The organism is Bradyrhizobium sp. SEMIA (assembly GCF_014844175.1).
In the GTDB taxonomy this organism is placed as follows: domain Bacteria; phylum Pseudomonadota; class Alphaproteobacteria; order Rhizobiales; family Xanthobacteraceae; genus Bradyrhizobium; species Bradyrhizobium arachidis.
The window spans coordinates 2,254,671-2,280,468 of sequence record NZ_CP046601.1; the positions used below are offsets into that span (position 1 = coordinate 2,254,671).

General features: G+C 64.3%; 24 protein-coding genes and 1 pseudogene. 8 read left to right on the plus strand and 17 right to left on the minus strand.

Going from position 1 to position 25,798, the window contains the following annotated elements; genetic code table 11:
• Positions 1 to 2: 2 nt before the first annotated feature.
• The 8 genes from FOM02_RS10900 to gltX all read right to left on the minus strand — a co-directional run bounded on the left by FOM02_RS10900 (position 3) and on the right by gltX (position 9,358).
• Positions 3 to 773, minus strand: coding sequence for an SDR family NAD(P)-dependent oxidoreductase (locus FOM02_RS10900; RefSeq protein ID WP_027559418.1), 771 nt, complete (start codon positions 771 to 773; stop codon positions 3 to 5).
• Positions 770 to 1,879 carry an ABC transporter ATP-binding protein gene (locus FOM02_RS10905; protein ID WP_027559417.1) on the minus strand — a complete coding sequence of 370 codons (1,110 nt, stop codon included), beginning with the start codon at positions 1,877 to 1,879 and terminating at the stop codon, positions 770 to 772. The genes FOM02_RS10900 and FOM02_RS10905 overlap by 4 nt, the downstream gene beginning before the upstream one ends.
• Before the next feature lie 10 nt (positions 1,880 to 1,889).
• A complete protein-coding gene (locus tag FOM02_RS10910; RefSeq protein ID WP_027559416.1) occupies positions 1,890 to 2,747 on the minus strand; it encodes a carbohydrate ABC transporter permease in 858 nt (285 codons plus the stop codon).
• On the minus strand, positions 2,740 to 3,663 hold the full coding sequence (locus FOM02_RS10915) for a carbohydrate ABC transporter permease (protein WP_027559415.1): 924 nt from the start codon (positions 3,661 to 3,663) through the stop codon (positions 2,740 to 2,742). The genes FOM02_RS10910 and FOM02_RS10915 overlap by 8 nt, the downstream gene beginning before the upstream one ends.
• A complete protein-coding gene (locus FOM02_RS10920; RefSeq protein WP_027559414.1) occupies positions 3,660 to 4,946 on the minus strand; it encodes an ABC transporter substrate-binding protein in 1,287 nt (428 codons plus the stop codon). Before FOM02_RS10920 ends, FOM02_RS10915 begins: the two co-directional genes overlap by 4 nt.
• 62 nt (positions 4,947 to 5,008) lie before the next feature.
• Positions 5,009 to 6,187 carry an ROK family transcriptional regulator gene (locus tag FOM02_RS10925; RefSeq protein WP_027559413.1) on the minus strand — a complete coding sequence of 393 codons (1,179 nt, stop codon included), beginning with the start codon at positions 6,185 to 6,187 and terminating at the stop codon, positions 5,009 to 5,011.
• 278 nt (positions 6,188 to 6,465) lie between these two features.
• Positions 6,466 to 7,770 (minus strand): citrate synthase, encoded by a 1,305-nt coding sequence (gene gltA, locus FOM02_RS10930; RefSeq protein ID WP_027559412.1) that lies wholly within the window; start codon positions 7,768 to 7,770, stop codon positions 6,466 to 6,468.
• A 157-nt stretch (positions 7,771 to 7,927) separates the two neighbouring features.
• Positions 7,928 to 9,358 (minus strand): glutamate--tRNA ligase, encoded by a 1,431-nt coding sequence (gene gltX / locus FOM02_RS10935; RefSeq protein WP_027559411.1) that lies wholly within the window; start codon positions 9,356 to 9,358, stop codon positions 7,928 to 7,930.
• A 67-nt stretch (positions 9,359 to 9,425) separates the two neighbouring features.
• Between gltX and FOM02_RS10940 the strand changes: the two genes are divergently transcribed.
• From FOM02_RS10940 to FOM02_RS10960, 5 genes are all read left to right on the plus strand, one after another.
• A complete protein-coding gene (locus FOM02_RS10940) occupies positions 9,426 to 10,013 on the plus strand; it encodes an NAD(P)H-dependent oxidoreductase (RefSeq protein ID WP_027559410.1) in 588 nt (195 codons plus the stop codon).
• A gap of 79 nt (positions 10,014 to 10,092) precedes the next feature.
• Positions 10,093 to 11,769 (plus strand): glutamine--tRNA ligase/YqeY domain fusion protein, encoded by a 1,677-nt coding sequence (locus FOM02_RS10945; RefSeq protein WP_027559409.1) that lies wholly within the window; start codon positions 10,093 to 10,095, stop codon positions 11,767 to 11,769.
• A 9-nt stretch (positions 11,770 to 11,778) separates the two neighbouring features.
• Positions 11,779 to 12,165, plus strand: coding sequence for a nuclear transport factor 2 family protein (locus FOM02_RS10950; protein WP_027559408.1), 387 nt, complete (start codon positions 11,779 to 11,781; stop codon positions 12,163 to 12,165).
• 179 nt (positions 12,166 to 12,344) lie between these two features.
• Positions 12,345 to 12,578 carry a DUF2171 domain-containing protein gene (locus tag FOM02_RS10955; protein WP_027559407.1) on the plus strand — a complete coding sequence of 78 codons (234 nt, stop codon included), beginning with the start codon at positions 12,345 to 12,347 and terminating at the stop codon, positions 12,576 to 12,578.
• Positions 12,579 to 12,688: 110 nt separating this feature from the next.
• Entirely contained in the window at positions 12,689 to 13,600 is a 912-nt protein-coding gene (locus FOM02_RS10960) for an IS1595 family transposase (RefSeq protein WP_265441766.1), read from the plus strand.
• 514 nt (positions 13,601 to 14,114) lie between these two features.
• Here the strand turns inward: FOM02_RS10960 and FOM02_RS10965 are convergent.
• The gene (locus FOM02_RS10965; RefSeq protein WP_265441767.1) at positions 14,115 to 14,270 is read right to left on the minus strand and encodes a hypothetical protein; all 156 of its coding nucleotides are present in this window, start codon (positions 14,268 to 14,270) and stop codon (positions 14,115 to 14,117) included.
• A 12-nt stretch (positions 14,271 to 14,282) separates the two neighbouring features.
• Between FOM02_RS10965 and FOM02_RS10970 the strand changes: the two genes are divergently transcribed.
• Both FOM02_RS10970 and FOM02_RS10975 read left to right on the plus strand, forming a co-directional pair.
• Positions 14,283 to 14,957: a hypothetical protein gene (locus FOM02_RS10970; RefSeq protein WP_265441768.1), complete on the plus strand. Its 675-nt coding sequence runs from the start codon at positions 14,283 to 14,285 to the stop codon at positions 14,955 to 14,957.
• A gap of 175 nt (positions 14,958 to 15,132) precedes the next feature.
• Positions 15,133 to 17,426, plus strand: a pseudogene (locus FOM02_RS10975) (ComEC/Rec2 family competence protein).
• Between the two features lie 9 nt (positions 17,427 to 17,435).
• On the opposite strand, the gene FOM02_RS10980 reads toward FOM02_RS10975, so the two are convergent.
• The 8 genes from FOM02_RS10980 to FOM02_RS11015 form a co-directional block, all read right to left on the minus strand.
• Complete coding sequence (locus FOM02_RS10980; RefSeq protein WP_027559405.1) at positions 17,436 to 18,377, minus strand: GAF domain-containing protein; 942 nt, start codon at positions 18,375 to 18,377, stop codon at positions 17,436 to 17,438.
• 203 nt (positions 18,378 to 18,580) lie between these two features.
• The gene (locus FOM02_RS10985; RefSeq protein ID WP_027559404.1) at positions 18,581 to 19,015 is read right to left on the minus strand and encodes a hypothetical protein; all 435 of its coding nucleotides are present in this window, start codon (positions 19,013 to 19,015) and stop codon (positions 18,581 to 18,583) included.
• 206 nt (positions 19,016 to 19,221) lie between these two features.
• Positions 19,222 to 19,446, minus strand: a complete 225-nt coding sequence (locus FOM02_RS10990; RefSeq protein WP_027559403.1) for a hypothetical protein — start codon at positions 19,444 to 19,446, stop codon at positions 19,222 to 19,224.
• Between the two features lie 199 nt (positions 19,447 to 19,645).
• Positions 19,646 to 20,347: a transcriptional repressor LexA gene (gene lexA / locus FOM02_RS10995; protein ID WP_027559402.1), complete on the minus strand. Its 702-nt coding sequence runs from the start codon at positions 20,345 to 20,347 to the stop codon at positions 19,646 to 19,648.
• Between the two features lie 176 nt (positions 20,348 to 20,523).
• Positions 20,524 to 21,735 carry a gephyrin-like molybdotransferase Glp gene (gene glp, locus FOM02_RS11000; protein WP_027559401.1) on the minus strand — a complete coding sequence of 404 codons (1,212 nt, stop codon included), beginning with the start codon at positions 21,733 to 21,735 and terminating at the stop codon, positions 20,524 to 20,526.
• 232 nt (positions 21,736 to 21,967) lie between these two features.
• Positions 21,968 to 22,162 (minus strand): hypothetical protein, encoded by a 195-nt coding sequence (locus FOM02_RS11005; RefSeq protein WP_027559400.1) that lies wholly within the window; start codon positions 22,160 to 22,162, stop codon positions 21,968 to 21,970.
• A gap of 167 nt (positions 22,163 to 22,329) precedes the next feature.
• Entirely contained in the window at positions 22,330 to 22,959 is a 630-nt protein-coding gene (locus tag FOM02_RS11010) for an HAD family hydrolase (protein ID WP_027559399.1), read from the minus strand.
• Between the two features lie 8 nt (positions 22,960 to 22,967).
• A complete protein-coding gene (locus FOM02_RS11015) occupies positions 22,968 to 24,101 on the minus strand; it encodes an alpha-hydroxy acid oxidase (RefSeq protein WP_027559398.1) in 1,134 nt (377 codons plus the stop codon).
• A 318-nt stretch (positions 24,102 to 24,419) separates the two neighbouring features.
• Here FOM02_RS11015 and FOM02_RS11020 point away from each other — a divergent pair, with 318 nt between their 5' ends.
• Entirely contained in the window at positions 24,420 to 25,757 is a 1,338-nt protein-coding gene (locus FOM02_RS11020) for a S41 family peptidase (RefSeq protein ID WP_027559397.1), read from the plus strand.
• Positions 25,758 to 25,798: the final 41 nt, after the last annotated feature.

Here is a 25,798-nt window from a genome sequence, read left to right on the forward strand (position 1 = left end):
GCCTAACCCAGGCCACCATCGACCCGGAAGCACTGGCTGGTGATCCGCTGGCTCTCGTCGGATGCGAGAAACAGCGCCATGCTCGCGATGTCCTCCGGCGTCACCGCGTCAGGGACCGCCTGTCGGGTGCGGCGAATCTCGGCGATGGCTTGCTCGTCCGGATACCACAGCCGGCGCTGGCGCTCGGTGATCACCATGCCCGGTGCGATCGCGTTGACGCGGATGCGGTCGGGGCCGACGGACCGCGCCAGCGAATTGGTGAAGCCGACGATCGCCGCCTTCGCCCCGGCATAGACCGGCAGTTGCGGCGCGCCGCGCATCCACGCCACCGATGACATGTTGATGATCGAGCCGCCGCCGCGCGCCTGCATCTGCGGCACCACGGCCTGTGCGGCAAAGAAGACGTGCTTGAGGTTGACCCCGATCGTCCAGTCGAACTCGGCCGGCGTCACCTCGGCCAGCGCCTGACGCTGGTCGTTGGCGGCGTTGTTGACGAGGACCGCGGTGTCGCCGAGTACCTGTTGAACCTGCACGATTGCAGCGCGCAAGGCGTCGATATCGAGGAGGTCGCAGGGCACGAAGAGAGGGGCGCTGTCGGATGCGGCGGTCACTTCTCGTACCAACGCCTTGCCCGCATCCTGATCGATGTCAAGGAAGGCAACACGGGCTTTCTGGGCGGCGAAGGCGCGCACGAAGGCCGCGCCGATGCCGCTGGCGCCGCCGGTGATCAGCACCACGCGGCCGGCAAGGCTGGAATAGGTGACTTCAGTCATGCGATCAGTCGCTCCGTCTCTGGGTCGAACAGGCAAATGCGGCGGGTGTCGAGCGCGAAGGACGCGGTCGCACCCGGCGCGGGGCGGATATCCGGTGAGATGCGCGCCTGCGCCGGCTCACCGCCAAGCCGCAGCAGGACGATGGTCTCGGCGCCGGTCGGCTCGACCATCTCAACTGGCGCATCGACAAGGACGGGGGCTTCTGCGGAAAAGACGCGGCCGGCCTCGGCGATGCATTCCGGCCTGATCCCGACGACGACGTCGCGGCCAACATAGGACGCTGCTCCGTCGTGTCCCCGCAGGCGCAGACGAACTTCGTCCGGTCGTCCAGGGCCGATCACGGCCACCGGCCCGCTGCTATCTGCCTCGAGCCGGGCCGGCATGGTGTTCATCGGCGGCGAGCCCATGAAGCGGGCGACGAACAGATTGGCGGGATAGCGGTACACGGTATCGGGGTCGGCGAATTGCTGCACGCTGCCCTGATGCATCACGGCGATCCGTGTCGCCATCGTCATCGCCTCGATCTGGTCGTGGGTGACATAGATGATGGTGGCGCCGATGCGCTGGTGCAGCCGCTTGATCTCCATCCGCATCTCGACGCGCAGTTTTGCATCGAGGTTGGAGAGCGGCTCGTCGAACAAAAAGAGCAGGGGATCGCGCACCAGCGCGCGGCCCATCGCCACGCGCTGGCGCTGGCCGCCTGAGAGCTGCGACGGCTTGCGGCCGAGCAGCGGCTCGATCTGCAGCAGTTTTGCGACATTCGCGACCGCCTTCTCCTGCTCCGCCTTCGGGACGTGGCGGCATTCCATGCCAAAGGTGATGTTCTGGCGCACCGTCATCGACGGGTAGAGCGCGTAGGACTGGAACACCATGGCGATGTCGCGGTCTTTTGGCGGGACGTCATTGACGACACGTCCGCCGATTTCCACCGTGCCTGCGCTGGCGCGATCGAGCCCGGCGACGATGTTGAGCAGCGTGGACTTGCCGCAGCCGGACGGCCCGACCAGCACGGTGAACTCGCCGCTCTCGATGTCGAGGTTGATGCCCTTCAGCACCTCCAGATTGGCGTAGCGCTTCGACAGGGCGCGAATGCTCAGTGCTGTCATGACAGATCCATCATTTCACTGCGCCTGCGGTGAGGCCGCGCACGAAGTACTTGCCGCCGATCAGATAGATCAGCAGCGTCGGCAGGGCGGCGATCATGACCGCGGCGCTTTGTACGCCATGCTGCGGGATATCGGCGACCGCGGCGGAGAGCGCGATCAGCGCTGCTGTGACCGGCTGCTGCTGACCGGTCGTGAATGTCACGCCATAGAGGAACTCGTTCCAGATATGCGTGAACTGCCAGATCACGGTGACGACTAGGATCGGCGGCGAGAGCGGCAGGATGATGCGCCAGAAAATGCGAAAGAACCCTGCGCCATCGATGCGCGCGGCTCTGATCAACTCCTGGGGGATGGCCACGTAGTAGTTTCGGCAGAACAGGGTGGTGAAGGAAAGCCCCTGGATCGTGTGGATCACGACCAAGCCGGTGAGCGTGTTCATCAGGCCGGTGTCGCGCAGCACGATGGTCCAGGGCAGCAAGCGCATCTGCTGCGGCAGGAAGATGCCGAGCGTGACGATGCCGTAGATCCAGCTGTCGCCGCGAAAGCGCCAGAGCGTGACCGCGTAACCGGCGACCGCGCCAAGCAGGGTGGAGAAGATCGTCGCGGGAATGGTCACGATCGCGGAGTTCAGCATGTACGGCCGGATGCCGGCACAGGTCTCGGCGACGCAGAAGCCGCTCCAGGCGGCGGCGTAGTTGCTCCATGCCAGGTGCTGCGGCCAGCCGATCATCGAGCCCTGCGCGATCTCCTCGTTGCTGCGGAGCGAATTCAGCACGACAACGGCTAATGGCGCGAGCCATGCGACGGCGATCAGCGAAACGACGAGATAGATCAGGATCCGGCTTGGGGCGAAGGTCCGCTCACGCATGGATCGCCCGCCGCCGCTGGATATAGCGCCACGCTGCATAGGGCAGCAGCACCGCAAGAAGGATGAGCAGCATGAGCACCGCCGCGGCCGCGCCCCGGCCGAGCAGGCTGCGCTGGAACATCAGATCATAGACGACGAGCGCCGGCAGTTGGGTCGCGATCCCAGGCCCGCCATTGGTGAGCGCGCGGACGAGGTCGAAGGTCGATATCGCGAACTGTAGCTGGATGACGATGACGGTGACGGTGATCGGCCAAAGCGTCGGCAGGATGACGCGCCGGTACATCCTGATAGGTCCGGCGCCGTCGATCTGCGCGGCCTTGATCAGGTCGGCATCGACGGAGCGGAGGCCGGCGAGGAAGAGCGCCATGGCAAAGCCGGAGGATTGCCAGATCGCCGCGATGACGATGGTCCAGATCGCCATGTCGCGGTCGATCAGCCAGTCGAACCGGAAAGAGGTCCAGCCGAGGTCGTGGACCAGCTTCTGGATTCCCAGGCCGGGATTGAGCAGCCAGCTCCAGACCGTGCCGGTGACCACGAACGACACCGCCAGGGGATAGAGGAAGATGGAGCGCAGCACGTTCTCGCCGCGGATGCGCTGATCGAGCAGGATGGCAAGGACGAGGCCAGTCGCCAGACTCAGCAACACGAAGGCGCTGCCAAACAGCAGCAGATTGTCGAGGGCGATCTGCCAGTTCCGTGAGGCCGCGACCGCGGAATAGTTGCGCAAACCCACCCAGCCCGTAAGAGGAACCAGCGTGGATGGTGTGAACGATATCCAGATCGTCCACAGCGAGAACGCGATGAGGTGCGCTGCGGACAGCAGCAGCGGCACCCAGATCGTGAGAATTTCGGGCAGCCGGCGGACCATGTCAGACGCCGCCGGCCGGCCCGGTCTTGTCGAGACGGCGATGGTCAACGGGCACTCTCGACGGCTTCGGCGAGGCGCGTGGCTGCTTGCTCCGGCTTGATCGTCTTGTTCTTCACGAACTCCGTGATCACGTCGATCATCGCTGCCGTCATGCCGTTTTCCTGCGCCATGTTGTGCGCAAGACTGAGGACGGCCTGATTGCTGGCGATCGCGTCTTTCAGAGCGGCGGCGGTCCGCCGTTGACCGTCCGACCAGCCTTCGCCGGAGAGATCGACATCGGTGCGCACGGGGATCGATCCCGTGATCTGCGAGTACATGGTCTGGATCGCCGGATCCATGACGAGCTGGGCCATCAGCGTCTGCCCGGCTTGCAGGTCTGCCTCCTTGCGCTGCCAGAAGATGAAGGCATCGGCATTCAGCAGAAAGACCGGCTTGCCATTGTCGCTCGGGCCCGGGGCGATCATGAAGTCTTCGAACTTGAAGCCGGCGTTGCGCAACACGCCCTGCGCCCAGCCGCCCATGATCATCATGCCCATGTCGCCGTCGACGAAGCGCTTCAGATTGGTCGAGAAATGCTGGGCGCCGACGTTCGGGTCCATCCAATCGGCGATCTTGCGGACCTGCACGAACGCAGCCTTGATCTCGGGGGCCTTCAGGGCCTTCTCGTCGAGATTCATGATGGCCGTACGATAGACGGCCGGACTGATGCCCGCCAAAGCGGCCTCGAACTTCTGCCCATCATCGGGTCGGGTGCCGCCGTTGGCGACGGGATATGCGACGCCGCCCGCTTTCATCTTCTCGGCGAGATCATTGAACTCGGCCCAGGTGACGGGGATCTTGTCGGCCTTGGCCTTATCCATCGCGCGCTTGGAGAGGAACAGCATGTTGGTGCTGTAGATCTGCAGCGGCAGTGCGATCCACTTGCCGGCCGGCTTGTGCAGTTTTGCAAGGTCCGGCGCGACGACCTTCTCATAGCCGGCGGCAGCGACAAGTGCGTCTAGATCGACGGTCGGAGCAATCTTCGACCAGGCCGCAATCTCGGGGCCCTTGAGCTGCGAGCAGGCCGGCGGATCGCCGGCGATGATCTGGGCGCGCAGCTTGTTCATCATCTCGGTGGTGAAGCCGGGGACGGGCGAGTGCTGCCAGACGCCGCCTTTCTCCTCGAACTTCTTCCCGAGCGCGGTGATGGCAGCGCCATCGCTGCCCGCGGACCATTGTGAGATCGCGGTGAGGCGCGGCTTGACGGCGCCTTGGGCGCGGGCAAAGGCCGGCAGCGCAAGCATGGCAGCAGATCCAGCGAGCAGACGACGCCTTGTTGTTGTGATCGGCATGGCAAGTTCCTCCCGGGTGTGAACTTTCTTGTTGAGTGCCTGAGGCTGCGCGTCAGGACATGTCAGGCGGCCTCCGTCGAGGCCGCGGGCATGCCGCCGCGGCTGGCGAGGCAGAAGGCGGCAAAGGCGAGGGCAGCCTGCGGATCGTTGCCGTTCGAGGGCGGCACGAAGGCAAGCGACACCTGCGCCAGCTTCCGCCCGCCCAGCAGGCAGGCGTCGATCCCGTCGACCACGGCTTTGCGATCCTCTTCAGAGAGAGCCGATGGCCATCCGCTGACGACGACGCCGCGGCATGGCTTGACGTTCAACGTGTTGCCGATGGCAAGGCCCAGCCTGAACAGCCGCTGCCGCAATTCCTGGCGCACCCGCGATGTCAGGGGGATCGTGGTCACCCATTCACTGCCGAGCCGGAGCAATTCCGCTTCGTTGGTGCGCAGAAGCTCGGCCAGCGCCGGCAGGGACGTATAGGCTTCGACGCAGCCGTGATGGCCGCAGCGGCAGCGCGGTCCGTCGGCGCCGAACACCATGTGGCCGAGCTCGACCGGCTGGAGCGTATCCTCCTCGATCGGATCGTCCATCCACGTCGCGGCGACGCCCTGGCCGACAAAGACGAACAGATGCGCATCGCTGAACGGATAGCTCTCCGTGCGGCATCGATGGAAGGTGGCGTGCGCCACCACCGAATTGGTGAAGGCGACCGGAACGTCCGCGAACAGCTCGCCGAACATGTCGCCGATCCGCCCGACGTCGCAGGGAATGATCGGGTTGCCGAACTCGCTCAGGCGGCCGAGGCCGGGAATGGTGATGCCGATCTGCGCCAGCGTGATGCGGCGGCGGCGCGTCCAGTCGCGCAGCAAGGTCAGCGCTTCGCGGAACACGTTGCCGACGCTCTCGACCGTCACTGTTTTCGGCAGCGGCACGCGCTCGGTGTAATGCAGATCGCCCGACAAGCCGCCGACGCCGATACCGAGCCACTGGCCGGTCAGCTCGAGGGCCGCAAGCGCCACGGTGCGATCGAGCGACACGAGGCCCGTCGGGCCGCCGACATAGGGGGCGGGGCGCCTGACTTCCTCGATCAAGCCCTCGGCTTTCAGGTCGAACAGGATGCGCGACAGGCTCGCCTCCGACAGGCGCACGGCCTTGGCCAGCGGCGGCCGGAACGAGCCGCCCGACTGAAGCAGATGAGTCAAAATGGCAGCGCGCGTCTGCCGCCGACTTCTCGGCTGCTCCGGCATTTCCATCCCTGTGGTCATTCTTACTTAGAGTAAGAATTTGCGCGCGGAGTGTTTCGACTGTCAAGCGCTGGGTGGCGCGATGGGCGGACTTGTTGTTGTGCGTGGCAGCAACGGGCGCGGATTCGGCCGGTCTCGTAAGGTGGGCAAAGCGAAGCGTGCCCACGGTTTCGTTCCCATCACGGAGAGGTGGTGGGCACGCTGCGCTTTGCCCACCCTACAAGGACGCAAACAAAAACGGCGCCATCCTGCGATGGCGCCGTTTCGAAAGCCGTTTCGGCTAGGACTTACTTGCGATCCTTGATCGCGACGTAGTCGCGGCGGGTGACGCCGGTGTAGAGCTGGCGCGGACGGCCGATCTTCTGCTGCGGGTCCTCGATCATCTCGCTCCACTGGCTGATCCAGCCGACGGTGCGGGCGACCGCGAACAGCACGGTGAACATCGAGACCGGGAAGCCCATCGCCTTCAGCGTGATGCCCGAATAGAAGTCGACGTTCGGGTACAGCTTGCGGTCGATGAAGTACTGGTCGCTGAGCGCGATCTTCTCGAGCTCCATCGCCACCTTCAGCATCGGATCGTCGCCATGGCCGGTCTCCTTGAGAACGGCGTGACACATCTTCTGCATGATCTTGGCGCGCGGATCGTAGTTCTTGTAGACGCGGTGACCGAAGCCCATCAGGCGGACTTCGCTGTTCTTGTCCTTCACCTTGGCGATGAACTCGGGGATCTTGTCCACGGTGCCGATCTCAGCGAGCATCGCGAGCGCGGCTTCGTTGGCGCCGCCATGCGCGGGGCCCCACAGGCAGGCGATGCCGGCGGCGATGCAGGCGAACGGGTTGGCGCCCGACGAGCCGGCGATGCGCACGGTCGAGGTCGAGGCGTTCTGCTCGTGGTCGGCGTGCAGGATGAAGATCTTGTCCAGCGCGTCAGCGAGCACCGGGTTGATCTTGTACTCCTCGCACGGCACGGCGAAGCACATGTTGAGGAAGTTCTCGGCGAAGGAGAGCGAGTTCTTCGGATACACGAAGGGCTGGCCGACCGTGTACTTGTAGGCCATCGCGGCCAGGGTCGGGATCTTCGCGATCATGCGCATGGAGGCGATCATGCGCTGCTTCGGATCGTTGATGTCGGTGCTATCGTGATAGAACGCGGCGAGCGCGCCGACGGAGGCGACCATCACGGCCATCGGATGGGCGTCGCGGCGGAAGCCCTGGAAGAAGCGGGCCATCTGCTCGTGCACCATCGTGTGATGGATCACGCGGTCGTCGAAATCCTTCTTCTGCGCGGCGGTCGGGAGATTCCCGTAGAGCAGCAGATAGCAGGTCTCGAGGAAGTCGCCGTTCTCGGCGAGCTGCTCGATCGGGTAGCCGCGGTATTCGAGGACGCCGGCGTCGCCGTCGATATAGGTGATCTTGGACTGGCAGCTCGCGGTCGAGGTGAAGCCCGGATCGTAGGTGAACAGGCCGGACTGGCCGTAGAGCTTGCCGATATCGATGACATCAGGCCCGACGCTGCCGCTGTGAATCGGAAGATCGTAGTTCTTGTTTCCGACCGTCAGCGTGGCGGTCTTGTTGCTTGGTTTTGCGTCCATCAGAGGTCCCCGATGTATGGTGAAACGGGCCGGACCCGGAAGGCCCCGATGACATGGTGGGGCAGGCCGGATATTCCAGAAGGTACGGGGGAGATGGGTATATTATTGCTGTGTGCGCTGCAAGATCATGGCAGCCATGGCCTACTTACGTCGTAGACTATTCCTTGGCCTGATCCTTAAGACGGCCAAGGCTCTCCTGGCGTCCCAGCACGTCCAAAACCTCAAATATACCAGGCGACGTGGTGCGGCCGGTCAGCGCCGCCCGCAAGGGCTGGGCGACCGCGCCGAGCTTGAGACTTTTTTCCTCGGCAAAGGTACGCAGTGCGGCTTCGGTGGTTGCGCCGCTCCAGGTGTCGACTTTCTCCAGCGCGGAATGAAGCTGGCCGATCAGCTTGCGGTTTTCCGGCGTGAGCAGGGCGGCCGCCTTGGGATCGAGCTCCAGAGGCCGGTCGGCGAAGATGAAATAGGCGCCGTCGATCAGCTCGATCAGCGTCTTGGCGCGCTCCTTGAGGGCCGGCATGGCCTTGAGCAGTTGCGCCCGCGTGGTGTCGTTCAACTTGGCCTTGATATCGTCGCGGGCCGGCACGACGTGGTCGAGCACGTCCTCGAACATCTTCACGAGCGATTGATCGTCGGCATTGCGGATGTAGTGGCCGTTGAGGTTTTCCAGCTTGGCGAAATCGAACCGGGCGGCGGCGCGGCCGACATTGGCGAGATCGAACGCGGCGATCATCTCCTCGGTCGAGAAGATTTCCTGGTCACCATGGCTCCAGCCGAGCCGGACGAGGTAGTTGCGCAGCGCGGCCGGGAGGTATCCCATGGCGCGGTAGGCATCGACGCCGAGCGCGCCGTGGCGCTTGGAGAGTTTTGAGCCGTCCGGGCCGTGGATCAGCGGGATGTGGGACATGCTCGGCAGCGCCCAGCCCATCGCATCATAGATCTGCTTCTGGCGGGCGGCGTTGATCAGATGGTCATCGCCGCGGATGACGTGGGTGACGCCCATGTCGTGGTCGTCCACCACCACCGCGAGCATGTAGGTCGGGTTGCCATCGCCGCGCAGCAGCACGAGATCGTCGAGATTCTCGTTCTGCCAGACCACGCGGCCCTGGACCTGATCCTCGATCACGGTCTCGCCGGTCTGCGGGGCGCGCAGTCGGATGGTCGGCTTGACGTCGGCAGGCGCGGTTGCCGGGTCGCGGTCGCGCCACATGCCGTCATAGAGGCGGGTGCGGCCCTCCGCGCGCGCCTTCTCGCGCATTGCGGTCAGCTCCTCGGCGGTGGCGTAGCAGCGATAGGCCTTGCCGTCGGCGAGCAGCTGCTCGGCGACCTCGCGGTGGCGCGCGGCGCGGCTGAACTGGTAGATGACCTCGCCGTCCCAGCCGAGCTCGAGCCACCTCAAGCCGTCGAGGATGGCGCCGATCGCGGCTTCCGTGGAGCGCTCCCGGTCGGTGTCCTCGATCCGGAGCAGCATCTTGCCGCCGTGCTTCTTCGCATAGAGCCAGTTGAACAGCGCCGTGCGGGCGCCTCCGATATGGAGGAAGCCGGTCGGGGAGGGAGCGAAGCGGGTGACGATTTGAGGTGTGGTCATTCGATAGTGAGCTGGGACGGTCAAGGTGTGGGGCGACCGTGTATCATAGGGTTGGGAGATTTTGCCAATGCTAATCCAGGTGGTTCATAGCCATCCACTCGCGGACAGCTACAATCACGCGCTGTTCCAAACCATCGTCGCGACGCTGAAGCGCCGGCATGAGGTGATCGCGACCGACCTTTACCGTGAGGGCTTCTTCCCCGCGATGACCGAGGCGGAGCGGCGTAGCTACTATCAGGGCTCCTATACCGAGGATGCGGTGGCACGCCTCATTGCGGATTTGCGGCGCATCGACGGCATCATCTTCTGCTTCCCACATTGGTGGTTTTCGATGCCTGCCATGCTCAAGGGCTATTTTGACCGGGTCTGGGCGCCAGGAACGGCGTTTACCCACGATCTGAAGGGCGGGCGTATCAGGCCGTTGCTCACCAACATTCGAACGTTCGGCGTCGTGACCAGCTACGGCTCGCCCTGGTGGCTGACCCGGATTGTCATGCAAGACCCCGGCCGCAAGGTCCTGTTTCGTGCGCTGAAGCCGATGTGCGGCGCCGGTGTTCGCTCGTTCTATCTGGCGCACTACGATATGGATCGTTCCACCCCGGCGTCCCGGGCGGCCTTTGTCGAACGCGTCCGCACCAGGATCGCCGAAGTTTGATCGGGGGGCTGGCATGGGGCTTGGCCTTTCGGCACGAATTTGGCAGAAGGGCCGCTGATTTCCCTACAGGATTTTCGTAATGACAGAACCGGTGGCAGGCGAGGTTGGGCGCGATTTCATTCGTGACATCATCCAGGCCGACCTCGATCAGGGCAAGTACAAGGAGATCGTGACCCGGTTCCCGCCGGAGCCGAACGGCTACCTGCATATCGGCCACGCCAAGTCGATCGCGCTCAATTTCGGCATCGCCCAGGAGTTTCCGGGCCGCTGCCATCTGCGCTTCGACGACACCAACCCGGTCAAGGAAGAGCAGGAATATATCGATTCCATCCAGGCCGACGTGCGCTGGCTCGGCTTCGACTGGGGCAAGAACCTGTTCTTCGCCTCTGACTATTTCGACCGCCTGTACGAATGGGCCGAGCAGCTGATCCGCGAGGGGCTCGCCTATGTCGACGACCAGACCCAGGAGGAGATCCGCCTCTCGCGCGGCACGCTGACCGAGCCTGGCAAGAACTCGCCCTTCCGCGACCGCAGTGTGGACGAAAACCTCGACCTGTTCCGCCGCATGAAGGCCGGTGAATTTCCGAACGGTGCCCGCGTTTTACGGGCCAAGATCGACATGTCCTCGGGCAACATCAACCTGCGCGATCCCGTGCTCTACCGCATCCTTCATGCGCACCATCCGCGCACCGGAACCAAGTGGAGCATCTATCCGAGCTACGACTACGCCCACGGCCAGTCGGACGCCATTGAAGGCATCACGCATTCGATCTGCACGCTGGAGTTCGAGGACCATCGGCCGCTCTACGACTGGTTCATCGAGAAGCTGCCGGTGCCGTCCGAGCCGCACCAGTACGAAATGGCGCGGCTCAATCTGACCTACACGCTGCTGTCCAAGCGCGTGCTGACCCAGCTCGTCCGCGACGGTCATGTCGCCGGCTGGGACGATCCGCGCATGCCGACCGTGGCGGGCATGCGCCGCCGCGGCGTGCCGCCGGCCGCCTTACGCGAATTCGTCAAGCGCATCGGTGTGGCCAAGGCCAACAGCGTCGTTGATGTCGGCATGCTCGAGTTCTGCATCCGCGAGGAGTTGAACCGCACGGCGCAGCGCCGCATGGCGGTCTTGAGGCCGCTCAAGATCGTCATCGAGAACTATCCGGAAGGGCAGACCGAGGAGCTCGAGGCGATCAATCATCCCGACGATCCCTCAGCCGGCACGCGCAAGATCACGTTCGGCCGCGAGCTCTATATCGAGCAGGACGACTTCATGGAGAACCCGCCGAAGAAGTTCTTCCGCCTGTCGCCGGGCAACGAGGTGCGCCTGCGCTATGCCTATTTCGTCAAGTGCACCGGCGTGATCAAGAACGACAAGGGCGAGGTCGTGGAGCTGCGCTGCACTTACGACCCGGCGACCAAGGGCGGCAACGCGCCCGACGGCCGCAAGGTCAAGGCGACCATGCACTGGCTGCCGGCGGGGGCATCGAAGCCGGCGGAAATCCGCATCTACAATCAGCTCTTCGCCAATCCGAGCCCGGACGCCTCGAACTTCGCGGCCGATCTCAATCCGAACTCGCTGGAGATCCTCTCCGATGCGCGGGTCGAGGCATCGGTCGCCGAGAGCAATTCGATGGAGCCGATGCAGTTCGAGCGCCAGGGCTATTTCGTGCGCGACAAGGACTCGACGCCGGGCAAGCCGGTGTTCTCCCGCACCATCGGCCTGCGTGATACGTTCGCGAAGGAAGTCGCTAAAGGCTGAGGATCTGAGATGAGCAGTGAAGCCGACGCCATCGTTTCCGCCATCATCGCGAAATGGTGCGCCGGCTTCGCAACGCTCGACGCCGGCGCGCTGTCGTCGCTCTATGCGAAGAATGCCTTCTTCTTCGGCTCGAATCCAAAGCTCTATCGGGGCAGGGACGGCGTTGCCGATTACTTCAACGGCCTGCCGCGCTGGCGCAAGCCATCTGCGGCCTTTTCCGAGGTGAACGCGGCGCAGGCCGGCCCTGACCTGATCAACATGGCGGCCACCATCACGTTCGACCTCGCAGGCGAGCGGGACGATCTCATCGTCAAGATGAGCTGGGTCATCATGCGCGAGGACGGCGAGTGGAAGATCGTCAATCACCACGCCTCGTCGCAGCTGCCGCTGATCTAGCGCACCGTATTCCATTGGCTCCGTCATTCCGGGATGGCCCGAAGGGCCAGGCCCGGAATCCATAACCCCGGCTCGTGGTTATGGATTCCGGGCTCGCGCCAAGGGGCGCGTCCCGGAATGACGATGGAAACGAACGCGCGTCGGCTGCGTTGAGATGGATTCCCAACCAAGGATCCGCCATGCAGAACATCGCAGAGCATATGGAAGTCATCGGCGCCGACGGCGTCCACATCGGCACCGTCGACCGGGTCGAGGGCAATCGCATCAAGCTGACCAAGAAGGACAGCGGCGAGGGCAGCCACAAGGGGCACCATCACTTCATCGACAAGGGCCTCGTTGCCGACGTCGAAGGCAACAAGGTGCGCCTGTCGGCGAAAGCGGATGTCGCCGTGACCATGGAAGAGGAAAAGTAGGCGGGCCTCCGTTCGTTCCCGATCCGTACCGCTATTCGTCCGGCGATTATATACTTGACACCACAAGGCCCAATCCCTAGAATCTCCGCATTCTTTGGGGATTGGGGCCTATGTCTACGTTCACCGCGCCGCACTTTCAGAGCCACGAAGCCGCCCGCGAGTACCTTGAAGGTCTCCGCTGGGGCGCTGAGCGCGTGTGCCCGCACTGTGGCGTGGTCAATCAGTCGTTCCTTACCAAGAAGCCCGGCGTCTACCGCTGCCGCGTCAAGGAATGCCGCAAGGACTTCTCCGTCACGACCAAGAGCGTGATGGAAAGCAGCCATATCAAGCTGCACGTCTGGTTGCAGGCGTTCTACCTGATGGCGTCGAGCAAGAAGGGCATGAGCGCCCATCAGCTCCACCGCACGCTCGGCATCACCTACAAATCGGCTTGGTTCCTCACCCATCGCATTCGGGAGGCGATGCGCGCTGGCGGGCTCCTCCCGCCCATGGGGGGCGGAGGCAAGCCGGTTGAGGTTGACGAGACCTTCTACGGCCGCCTCAAAGGCATGCCGAAGAAGGGCCGTTACGCTTGGGCTAACAAAAACGTTGTTCTCACTCTGGTGGAGCGTGGCGGCGCCGCTCGCAGCTTCCACATTGACGGCGTTCGCGCTGGCGAAATCCTGCCGATCATCCGCGCCAACCTCAGCAAGGAGGCGCGCCTGATGACCGACGAAGCGAACGCTTACAAGTACATTGCCGAAGTCGAGGGCCTCAGCCACGAGACCGTGAACCACTCCAAGGACGAGTACGTTCGCGGCGACATCAGTACCAACACGGTCGAGGGCTACTATTCGATCTTCAAGCGCGGCATGAAGGGCGTCTATCAGCACTGCGCTGAGAAGCACCTGCATCGCTATCTCGCGGAATTCGACTTCCGCTACTCAAACCGCTCCGCGCTCGGCGTCGAGGACGGGGAACGTGCAGACCTTGCCGTCAAGGGTGCGGCCGGCAAGCGTCTGACGTATCGTCAATCTCACTAAGCATGACTTCAAACGGCTGGCTCGCCGCTTCCTCAAGTGGCGAGCGAAGCGTTACCCACCGAAACCGCCGATCCGGGTAAAATACTGGCGCACCCGGTGAATTCAGTGGAACTGCTGAAGATTCATCGATTGACGCCATCCGGGAACGCTAAGATCACAGCTTCCGGTTGATGATTCGGGCTGCTGCCTGTTGGCACATGCCAGCAACCCGTCATTTCCAGAGCATCCGTCTCGCATTCAGAGCAACAAGCGACGCCGGATGAATAGAGCCAAAACGTATGGCTGCCACATTGGCACTGCCACACGTCGGGCTCGCTTGCGTTCAGTTGCACCACATTACTCAAGGAGTTTTCTCAATGGCTAAGGGTGGTACCAAGATTGTTAGGCGTAACTCAGATAGCGGGCGCTTTGTGAGCAAGGAATACGTCAAAGCGCACCCCAAAACGACTGAGACCGAACATCGTCCGTCAAAGTCCTCCCCGCCGAAGCGGAAGAAGTAACATCGAAGCCCGGCTTATTTGCCGGGCTTCTTCTTCGCGGGTTTTTCCGCGCGGACCTTCGGCTTTTCCTTCAACGGCTCATGCGGCGTTTTCAGCGCGCCTCGCAGCGCAGCTTCAAAACGCTCTTGAGCTTCTTTCTCGTTGAACTTGTCATCTGCGTTCATTCCCATTGAGGCCTCCGCATGTCAGCAACATGGACGCTATTTGATGACGGTGGTCGCAGGTTAGAGGTGCTCGTCGGAGCGCCGCCAATCCGCAATCTGCGAGGATCGATAGCCTGGGCGCCCATACCGCAAGAGTTTTTGCCATCCATCGGACAGATCGCGACCATTTGGGCTCAGTTCGAGGCATCCTTCATGCAAATGCTAAAGGCAATGGTAGTAGCAAATGGAACACAAAACGATCCGTGGGAACGCATTTTCTTCGACAAGAAACTAACTCGCTTTCGAGCCGAAGCGGATTGCGCGTTTCGCTATTATCCTCTGATCGCCATCCATCTCAAGCGGATTACATCTTGGGCGGAGTTTCTCCAGCCGCGGCGCAATCTCATTGTACACGGGAAAATAGACCTGAGAGTCATTGTAAAACACGATGATCCGGCCATGGAGCCCGAAGCAACGCTCTACCTGCAAATCTCCGGCAGAGATACGAAGGCCAAACGCGATATCGTCCAACTTTTCTCTCTCAGCGAACTAGAAGACCTCGCATCAGACCTAGCTCATCTGAACGGGGCTATTTGCGATTTTCATTATCCGAACCCACAGGTTCCGGGTCTCGCATGGCAAGATAAACTCGCCTTACTAGACTTCTTACGGACCAATCATCAGGGTCATCATTCCATGCCTGCCACGACCTGACGCCAGCGTCGATCATGGCTTCCGTGACACCGGGCGCGCCAGCCTCCGGCAAATCACCGGAGACAGCGCCGATTCTATATCCTGTACCGTGTGGTGCCAAGTATATAATCCTCATTCGTCCGCCTGCACGTTCCGGTAGCCTCGGCACCCGTCGCGTATCGCAGGGTGCTAGGGGATGGCGGAGCCGGGCCGGCCGCAGCGTGTCTCGCAAGGGATCGCGGGAACTTGGCCGACGGGCCGAACCGCCTCGGCGGGCGGCTTTGCGCCGGCGGGCTCCGGCCTTTGGCCCGCGATCGTCGAGACGCTGGGCGAATGGGCGCGCGGCGGAGGCGGCGCCGGGCGGCTGGCCGGGCGGCTGTTGCCGTGGGTGCCTGTCGCGTTCGGCGGCGGCATCGCGCTGTACTTCGCGGCCGATCATGAGCCGGTGCTGTGGGTCGTTGCCGCCACCGCGGTCGCGCTCATCTGTGGTGCGGTCCTGTTGCGGCGGAGCCGGTGGTTTGCGCCTGCGCTCCTGATCGCGACGGTCGCGGCCGGCCTGGCCGTGGCGACCTGGAAGACGGCGCGTATCGCGCACACGGTGCTGGCAAAGCCGCTCTATTCGGTCTCGCTGTCGGGCTTCGTCGAGACCGCGACATCCGCGAGCGCACCGACCGTTTTGTCCTTCGTGTCACCGCGATGGAGGCGCAGCGCAGTGATGTAAAACTCGAGCGCGTGCGCTTGTCGGTGCGCAAGGGGACCGCGCCCGAGGTCGGCAGCTTCGTGCAGCTGAAGGCGCGGTTGTTGCCGCCGATCTCGCCGGTGCGACCCGGCAGCTACGATTTCTCGCGCGACATGTTCTTCCAGGGCATCGGCGCCTCCGGCTTCGTGATGGGAGCGATCACGGCGTCCGTGCCACCGGATACCGGTGGCCTGCGGCTGCGCTATGCCGCGTTCATGCAGGGCCTGCGCGATGCGATCGACGCGCGCATCCGCGCGACGCTCGAGGGCGACAATCGCGCCATCGCGACGGCGCTGCTGACCGGTCGGCGCGATGCGATCTCGACGCCCGTCAATGACGCCATGTTCATCTCGGGGCTGGGGCATGTGCTGTCGATCTCCGGCTACCACATGGCGGTCGTCGCCGGCGTCGTGTTCTTCGCCGTGCGCGCGCTGCTGGCCTTGATTCCGCGGCTTGCGGCCGGCTTCGCCATCAAGAAATGGTCGGCGGCCGCGGCACTGGTCGCGGCGGCGTTCTATCTGCTGCTGTCGGGCGCGGAAGTCGCGACGCAAAGATCGTTCTTCATGACGGCGGTGGTGCTGATCGCAGTGATGGTCGACCGCCGCGCCATCACGTTCCGTACGCTGGCCGTGGCAGCGCTGATCGTGCTCGCGGTCGCGCCGGAAGCGCTTGTGCATCCGAGTTTTCAAATGTCCTTCGCCGCGACGCTGGGACTTGTTGCGCTGGTGCAGATCGGCATGCCCAATTTGTTTGCCTCGCCCGAGCATTCCACGACCGCGCGGATCGCGCTGTGGGGCGGGCGCGAGATCGCGATGCTGTTCCTGGCCTCGCTGATCGCGGGGCTTGCGACCACGCCCTACGCCGCCTTCCACTTCCACCGCGTCACGCCGTTCGGCGTGCTCGCCAATCTCGGCGCCATGCCGGTGGTCTCGGCGCTGGTCATGCCGGCCGGGCTGTTGGGCCTGCTTGCGGCACCGTTCGGGCTCGACGGCGTGTTCTGGTGGCTGATGGGGATCGGCATCGACTGGATGATCGCGGTCTCGCGCTGGGTAGCGGGCTTGCCAGGCGCGGTCGGCCGCATCCCGGCCTTCGGCATAGGCCCGCTGATCGCGGCGAGCCTGCGGGGTCATCGTGATGGGTTTGTGCGCACGCCGCTGCGCTGGTCCGGCGCCGTGGTGCTGCTGGCGGCGATCCTCTGGGGCCTCGCGGCGCGCCAGCCCGACATTCTGATTGCCGGGGACGGCCAGAGCGTCGCGGTGCGGGGCAGGGACGGGCGCCTGCATCTGATCAGGGCCAGCAAGGACGGTTTTCTGCTCAAGGAGTGGCTCGCCGCCGACGCCGATGCGCGCGAGGCCGGCAGTGCCGCATTGGCTGACGGCGGGTCATGCGACGAGGCCGGCTGCGTCACGCCGCTCGCCGACGGGCGGCTGGTGGCGCTGTCCCTTCGGATCGACGCGCTGGCGGATGATTGCAGTCGCGCTGCACTGGTGGTGACGGCAAGGCCCGCGCCGCCGGATTGCGCGGCGATGGTGGTCGACCGGCAGCGTCTTGCCGCACAAGGAGCGCTCGCCCTGACACATCGCGGCGACGGCTTCGCGGTCCAGGCAGTGAAGGCGAGGGGCACGGACCGTCCATGGTCGCCGGCGATCGCGAGCGAGGCTGATTTCGGGACGAGCCTTGCGCCGCAGGCGGCGACGCTCCGCAACCGGGACGCAACGCCGTCCGAGGCCGACTTGCAGGCCGATGACTGAGCAGATCGGCTACAAGTACCAGGCCAGCACGGCGTCGAGTCCCGCACCTCCGATCACCGGTAGCGCCACCATCCGGCTCAGTCCGGCTGTTTGGGCCTCGGAGCCGGAGATCGAGCCGTCATGCGCGAGATCGTCATTGAGCGCGGGCATGCCTGTGGCCCAGGCGCCGCCGATGCTGCCCTCGCTCCTGGCGATGGATTTGTTCGCATAGAGCGCGGTGAGGTCGGTCTGCGCGCCACAGTCGCCGGCGTGGAAGACCAGCGCCGAACGAATCTCGTTCGGCACCCAGATCTCGAAGCGCCGCGCAATCGGCGTTGCCTGCGCGGAGAGGAATGTCAGAACCCAGGTCTTCTCAGTGCCGGCTCGGTAGGGGATGCCGACGCCGAGGTTGATCCCGACTTCGGCCGCGTCCTCCCAGCGCAGAAAGCTCTTGGCGTTGTGCAGGTCCTTGATGATCAGCGGCAGGCCCGCTTTCCAGGTGCGTCCGGGCAGGCCGAAGCCGCGCGGAAACCTGGTGTGGCGGGAGTTGAACTCGAACATGTCGGCGGTGCCATAGTAGCCGTCGACGAGCCTCATCTCGTGGGACGTATCGGCGTCGTTGTGCCAGAGCTCGATGGCGCCGACATGCGCCTCGTCGTCGCCGCAGAACAGCACCATCACCGCTTGCAGGAATTCGCCTGCAAAGACCGGCACCGCGACGCCGCAGGTGAGACCGGCTGCAAGGGCTTGGTCGGTCCGTTTGAAATAGGAGTTGGCGAATTTGGTGAGGATCACCGGGTGGCCGGACGCCCAGGCCTTGCCGGGGAGCCCCTCGTCATATCCGAAGTGCAGATCTTCGCTCACAGCCCTGAACGCGGACAGCCCTTCGCCGTAGAGGCCGCCGCCGAATTCCAGACGCATGCGCGTCCTGTCGGGCACCCAGAGTTCAACGACACGAATGAAGGTTTTCATCGAGTCCGTCCGCCGTCCCAAGCCGGAACAGCATCGGCCATTTGCCTGTGAAACGGACGTTCAAAATTCAGGCAGCGCCGCGCAAACTTCGTGCGACGGGAAGGTGGGATATCGAGAGACACAAACAACACCACGTCGCCGGCCGCGGCCGGCGATGGCGATCTCAATTCCGGGCTCCGACCTGGCGGCCGGGGATATCTGCTTCAACCGATCGGCAGACGCGGCGTCGTCGGGCGGTTCTCGGCACTGACCTGCGGCTTGTGCTCGCGCTCGCCGAGCGGCTGGGTCACGGGCAGTTGCAGCACGGTTGCCTGCTGGCCTTCGACGAGCTGAGTCACCAGCACGTATTTGCCGTCGGGGAATTCGATCGCGTCATGATGGCGATCGGGAATGTGCGGATCAATCTTGCCGAACTTGCCGACACGCGAGTTGACGGTGCGCGTCCAGATCCAGCGATTGTCGTAGCGGACGTTGTCGGCGAAGGCGAGCTCCGTTCCCGGCAGCAGGCAGACCGCGACGGTCGGATCGGCCGCGGAGGCAAAGCCGCGCGTCGAGGTGCCGCGGAACGTTGTCGTCACGATCGTCTCGCCGACCTCGGCAGGGCGCGATGCGACGGCATGCAGGCTGTAGTCACACATCGTGGGTGCTCCTCATGCGGAGATAGCAACCCGCGCCTCTGTCTTACGAGGCGCAGGCCTCTATCAGAGTGGAAGCATCATAGCGTCTGCCCGGTTATAGGCAAATCTGCGGCTCGCTGCCGCAGCGTGCGATCACATTATCTTTCCCGAATCCCCCGGGAACAAAGCCTGCTTTCGTGCATTCGGTGGGCGTATCAGTGGCCAGCTCAGCGGCCAGCCGGCGCCGACCAACCGGAGTATGGCCAGACCGGTTGCGATGGTTGCGTGAGCGCATTGCGCGCGTTGCGGACTTGCTCGCTCATTGCCGTTTCCTTGGCCGTCTCCTTGGCCACGTTCTTACGGGCATGGCGGTGCGATGGTGCGGCAACGGCTTGCGATGCTGATGCTGCGATCAGCGCCGCTGCTACTGTGCTCAGGATGATCTTGCGCATGGCATCTCCTCGAACCGAAAGCCTTTCCGAAGCGGTGCTGCTTCGTGCGGCGTGGCGAGGATGTAGCGCCGGAGGAGGGGCCGGATAATCTGCGCGAAACCAGAAAGACTATCCAGCGCGAGCGGACAATCATCCGCTCCGATCTCTAGTCGGCGATGCCGATCGAAGCGCGCGGACAGCGCGCCTAGTACTTGCGGTATCAGTACTTCCGATAAAGCCCGATCAGCTTGCCCTGAATCTTGACCCGGTTCGGCGGAAGGATGCGCACCTCATAGGCCGCATTGGCGGGCTCGAGCGCGATCGAGGCGCCGCGGCGGCGGAAGCGCTTCAAGGTCGCTTCCTCGTCGTCGATCAGCGCCACCACGATGTCGCCGGTGTCGGCGCTCTCGTTGCGCTGGATCAGCGCCATGTCGCCGTCGAGGATGCCGGCTTCCACCATGGAATCGCCGCGCACTTCGAGCGCGTAGTGCTCGCCCGAGCCGAGCATATCGGGCGGGACGCTGATGGTGTGGCTGCGGGTCTGCAACGCCTCGATCGGCGTGCCGGCCGCGATCCGGCCCATCACCGGCACCGCGACGGGACGCTCGCCCTCGTCCGCAGGCGGGCTGGAGGTCGTGCGGACCTTGCCGAGATTGCCCTCGATGACGCTCGGCGTGAAGCCGCGGCGATTGCCGGCGGCCGCCTGCAGCTCGGGCAGCTTGATCACCTCGATGGCGCGGGCGCGGTTGGGCAGGCGGCGGATGAAGCCGCGCTCCTCGAGCGCGGTGATCAGGCGATGGATGCCTGATTTCGAGCGCAGATCGAGCGCGTCCTTCATCTCGTCGAAGGAGGGCGGTACGCCGCTTTCCTTCAGTCGCTCGCTGATGAACCGCAGGAGCTCGTACTGTTTGCGCGTTAACATCTCGACCAAAATCCCCCGGTTGATGTCGTTCGATTCCGAGACGCTGAATTCAGCGATAAGCCGCTGCATGCTCGAAACAAATCATGAACGGACACTATATGTTCGATACATGTTCCGCAACTGCTTAATTTACCGTGAACGCGACAAAGTTCGCGTCACGCGTGTGGCCAGCGCGTTCAGACCGGCAGGCGCAGCACCTCGCAAGGTGTGCCGGCTTCGGCCTTCGGCGCGAACGGCGCGCGCACGAGAAGTGCCTGTGCCGCAGCGAGATTCGCAAGCAGCGAGGAATCCTGGTGATTGACGGGAAGGGCGATCAGCGTGCCGTCGTCGCGCGTCTCCAGGCGTGCGCGCAGATAATCTTCGCGCTGGTCGTTGGCGCCGACGTCGCGGCCCAGCACCGCGCGCTCGCGGCGATGGTGAATCACGGAGCGGCCCGACAGCGCCCGAATCAGCGGCACCATGAACAGGAAGGCGCACACATAGGATGACACGGGATTGCCGGGCAGGCCGATCACGCGCATCGCCGCCAACCTTCCATGCATCATCGGCTTGCCGGGCCGCATCGCGATCTTCCAGAACGTCATCGCGGTGCCCTCGGCCTTCAGCGCCTGCTGGACCAGATCGTGGTCGCCGACCGAGGCGCCGCCGGTGGTGATCAGGATGTCGGCGCCGCTCGCGCGGGCGCGGCGTATGCCCGCGGTGGTGGCGTCCAGGGTATCGGCGGCAACACCGAGATCGACGGTATCGGCGCCCTCGCTGCGGGCGAGCGCGTGCAGGGCATAGCCGTTGGAATAGACGATCTGGCCGGGGCCAGGCGTGGTGCCCGGCATCACCAGCTCGTCGCCGGTGGCGAGAATCGCGACCTTCGGGCGGCGGTGGACGGGTAGAAACGGGTGATTCATGCCGGCGGCGAGCGCGAGGTCGCGCTCCGTCAGCCGGATGCCCTTGCGCAGCAGCACGTCGCCCTCGCTGAAATCGACACCGGCGGGGCGGATGTGTCGTCCCGTCACGGCCGCTTCCTTGATCGTGATGCGCCTGCCGTCCGCAACCGTGTCCTCCTGGATCACGACCGCGTCTGCGCCGTCGGGAACGACGCCGCCGGTGAAGATCCGCACGGCTTCGCCGGCGCCGACCGATCCTGCAAACGGCCGCCCCGCCGCGACCTCGCCGATCACGGTGAGCTGGGAATCGATCTTGGCGGCGTCGGCCGCACGCACCGCATAGCCATCCATCGCCGACATCGCCTGCGGCGGCTGGGTGCGCCGCGCCGCGACGTCGTGGGCAAGCACGCGCTGGAAGGCCTGGTCGAGGGCGAGCATTTCTTCAGGCAGCGGCTCTGCGCCGGCAAGCACCGCGGCAAGCGCGTCAGAAACCGGCATCAGGGCCACGGGTGAAAACTCCAGCTGCGCCCCGTTCGGGCAAATCGGCGGCGAGAGTTCTAGCCGAGTGCAGGCGCAGAGGCAAAAAGGCGATCACGCAGGATGATTCATCCTGCGTTGTCCGCTCTGCAGTGAGGGATAGACGTCAAGTCCGCCGCGGCATGATCCAGAAGGCGAGACAGACCGGGACGAGGATGGCCATGGCGAGGACGAGAAGGACGAGTGCCACGGCCAGCATCGGTCAACTCCCCGGCTGCTCGTCCGGACTGACGTCCGGCGCTTTGGGACTCTGATCCTTGTCGGGCAGCGGATCGGCCTGCGATTTCAGGTCGGCGGCCTTGCTGATCAGCTTGGCGGAGAGCTCAGAATCCGAGGTGGTTCTGGCGTATTTCATCAGCAGCGAGGCCTGCTTGGTGAGGTAGGTTTTGCCCAACACGACGATAAGCCTGATGTAGAATTCCCAACGGACTCATGAGTCCGGAAGCCGGTATTCGTTCCGGGAACTCCGTACAAAATTGCACAAAGTGATTGGGTTCCTCATTTTGCGCCAAATTAGGTCCAGCACCGGCGCGCCCCAGCGACGGGCCGAACCGGCCCCCAACGTCAAACCCCGAGTGCCTTCAAGGCGTTCCCGACATCGGTGGGCGAGGTCACATGCACCGCGGTCAAGCCGCGGGCGCGGGCTCCCTCGATGTTCTCGGCAAGATCGTCGAAGAATACGATCCGGTTGGCCGGCACGCCGATGGCGGCCACGACATGGTCGAAAGCCTCCGCGTCCGGCTTGCGCAGGCCGATGCTGGAGGACAGGTAGACCTCGCGGAAATGGCCGAGCAGGTCGGCATATTCCTTCGAGAAATAGTCCACGTGCGGCCGGTTGGTGTTGGAGAAGGCGTAGAGCGGCATTTGCCGCGCCGCGCGCGGCAACAGCTCGGCAATGTCTGGCATCTCGCCGGCGAAGACCGCGTTCCAGCCCTCCAGGAACTGCGCGTCGGAAATGCCGATCCCGAGTGAGGTGCGCAGCGAGGCGAAATAGTCCTCGTCGCTGATCTTGCCGACCTCGTGCAGCCGGTAGGCCTCGTCGCGCACATAGCGCGCGACGATGGCTTCGGGCTTGCAGCCGGCATGTCCCGCCCAGCAGTCGATCGCCTTGGAGAAATCGATGTCGAGCACCACGCGCCCGAGATCGAACAGAAGCGCATCGGCGCTGCCGGGAGAGAGCGAGGTCACCTGCATCCTTTCATTCAGTACCGGTAGGGGTCGTGATCGAACAGCGGGAACGCGCTGAACACGCCCGGCGCATTGGTCGCGGTCGCCGGATGCAGGCAGGACTTGCTGACCTCGGCGAAGGATGTGGCGCCCAACAGGCCGAGGCAGCGCAGCACCTCGTCCTCCAGCAGTTCCAGCATCCGCGTGACGCCGGCTTCGCCCGCCGCCGCCAGCGCCCAGCATTGCAGCCGGCCGATGCCGACGAGGTCGGCGCCCGCCGCGACCGCCTTGACGATGTCGGTGCCGCGGCAGAAGCCGCCGTCGACCATGATCTTGGCGCGGCCCTTCACGGCCTCGACGATCTCAGGGAGCACATGCATGGCGCCACGACCGTGATCGAGCTGGCGCCCGCCATGGTTGGAGACGTAGATCCACTCGACGCCATGGTCGAGCGCGATCAGCGCATCCTCGGCGGTGGCGATGCCCTTGAGGATCAGGGGTATCTTGAACTTGTCCTTGATCATCTTCACGGTCCGCCACTCCAGGCCCTTCTGGTAGTCGCCCCCGGTGGCGCGCAGGCGGCTCTCGCGAACATAGCGCTTGGCGATGTCACGTTCGCGACGGCTGTAATGGGCGGTGTCCACGGTCAGGCAGAACGCGGCGTAGGCGTTCTTCTCGCTCCTGGCGACGACATCGGCGACGAAGGCATCGTCACCGCGGACATAGAGCTGGTAGAGGCGCAGCGCATCGGGGGCAGCCTCGGCGGTCTTCTCCAGACCAGGCTCCGACACCGAGCTCAGCATATGCGCCGCACCGAAGGTGCCGGCCGCGCGCGCGACGCTCGCGGCGCCATCGGGGTCAAAAATCTCGAGCGCGCCGACCGGGGCCAGCACCACCGGCAGGCGCATCCTGCGGCCAAACTGCTCGACCGAGCCGTCGACCTTGCGGACGTCACGCAGCACGCGCGGGCGGAAGGCGATCTCGTCCAGCGCCATGCGGTTGCGGCGCATCGTGGTCTCTGTCTCGGCGGCGCCGACGATGTAGTCCCAGGCATTCTGGTTGAGGTTGGCACGCGCCTTCCGGACGAATTCGTGCAGATTTTGGAACGGCTCGTTGCTGGCGCCGAGTTCGACGTTCCGTTCCGGCCGGATGCGGGGTGCTTCGTTCATTGTTATCCTCCCGAGAATTTGAAGCCTTGTCTCATCGCCTTAGCCCGTCCGGACCTGCAAAACCATCCTAAGATCGCATACCTGCGAGGCGTGGCCCATCCGACCGATTCCGCTTTGCTTGAAACGATTTCGGAACGTTGCCAAAAGTTTAGGTCTCGGGCCAAGGCTTTTTGGCGAAGGGATTTTTGCCATGCACCCGCCAGCGTGGCAGCCCGGCCATGAAGAAACCTGAATGGTGTTGTGAGAAGCGGGCTGGATCGCCATTTGCATGGCGGCTTCCAGACCTCCAAAGAGAACCGCCAGCTAAGAAGGCCCTCCATGCGGAAATCCCTGCTGTTCCCCCTGGGCGCGCTCACCGGAGCGTGTCTGACCCTTCTGGTAGCGAGCCCCCATGGCGGCGTATGGGCGGCACGGGCGGCAGCGAGCGCGGATGATGCGTATAACCAGCTCAACCTGTTCGGCGAGGTCTTCGAGCGCGTGAAGGCGAGCTATGTCGAGAAGCCCGACAATGCCAAGCTGATCGAAGGTGCGATCACGGGCATGGTGACATCGCTCGATCCGCATTCGCGCTACATGAACGACAAGGCCTGGACCGAGATGCAGGAGACCACCTCCGGCGAGTTCGGCGGCCTCGGCATCGAGGTCACGATGGAGGAGGGCCTGGTCAAGGTCGTCTCGCCGATCGACGACACGCCGGCATCCAAGGCCGGCATCATGTCCGGCGACCTCATCGCCAAGATCGACGGCGAGGCCGTGCAGGGCATGACGCTCGAGCAGGCCGTCAACAAGATGAAGGGGCCGGTCGACACCAAGACCAAGCTCACGATCGTGCGCAAGGGCGCGGATGCGCCGCTCGATGTCGCGATCACGCGCGAGATCATCCACGTGCGCCCGGTGCGATTCCATGTCGAGAATGGCGACATCGGCTATATCCGCGTCACTTCGTTCAACGAGCAGACCACCGACGGGCTGAAGAAGGCGATCGCCGCGATCTCCAAGCAGGTCCCGCAGGAGAAGCTCGTCGGCTATGTGATGGACCTGCGCAACAACCCGGGCGGCCTGCTCGACCAGGCCGTGTCGGTATCGAGCGCCTTCCTGCAGCGTGGCGAGGTCGTCTCGACCCGCGGCCGCAATCCGGAAGAGACTCAGCGCTTCACCGCGCATGGCGGCGACCTCACCAAGGGCAAGCCGCTCGTGATCCTGGTCAATGGCGGTTCGGCTTCGGCCTCGGAGATCGTGGCCGGTGCGCTGCATGATCACAAGCGCGCGACGATCATCGGCACGCGCTCGTTCGGCAAGGGCTCGGTGCAGACCATCATCCCGCTCGGCACCGGCAACGGCGCGCTGGCGCTGACCACCGCGCGCTACTACACGCCGTCGGGCCGCTCGATCCAGGCCCAGGGCATCGCGCCCGACATCGAGATCCTCCAGGACGTGCCGGCGGAGCTGAAGGGCCGGATGGACACCATGGCGGAGTCGCAGATGCGCGGCCACCTCTCGGCTGCCGACGGCACGGAGCAGACCGGATCGCAGTCCTACGTTCCTCCGAAGGAGGAGGACGACAAGGCGCTGCACGCGGCTTACGATTTCCTCCACGGCCAGACCGCGAATGCGGTCGCCGCCAAGCCCGCGCCGAAGGCTGCGGTGCCGAACTAAACCCTACAACGTCGAGACATCGATCGCCCGGGAGTGGATAC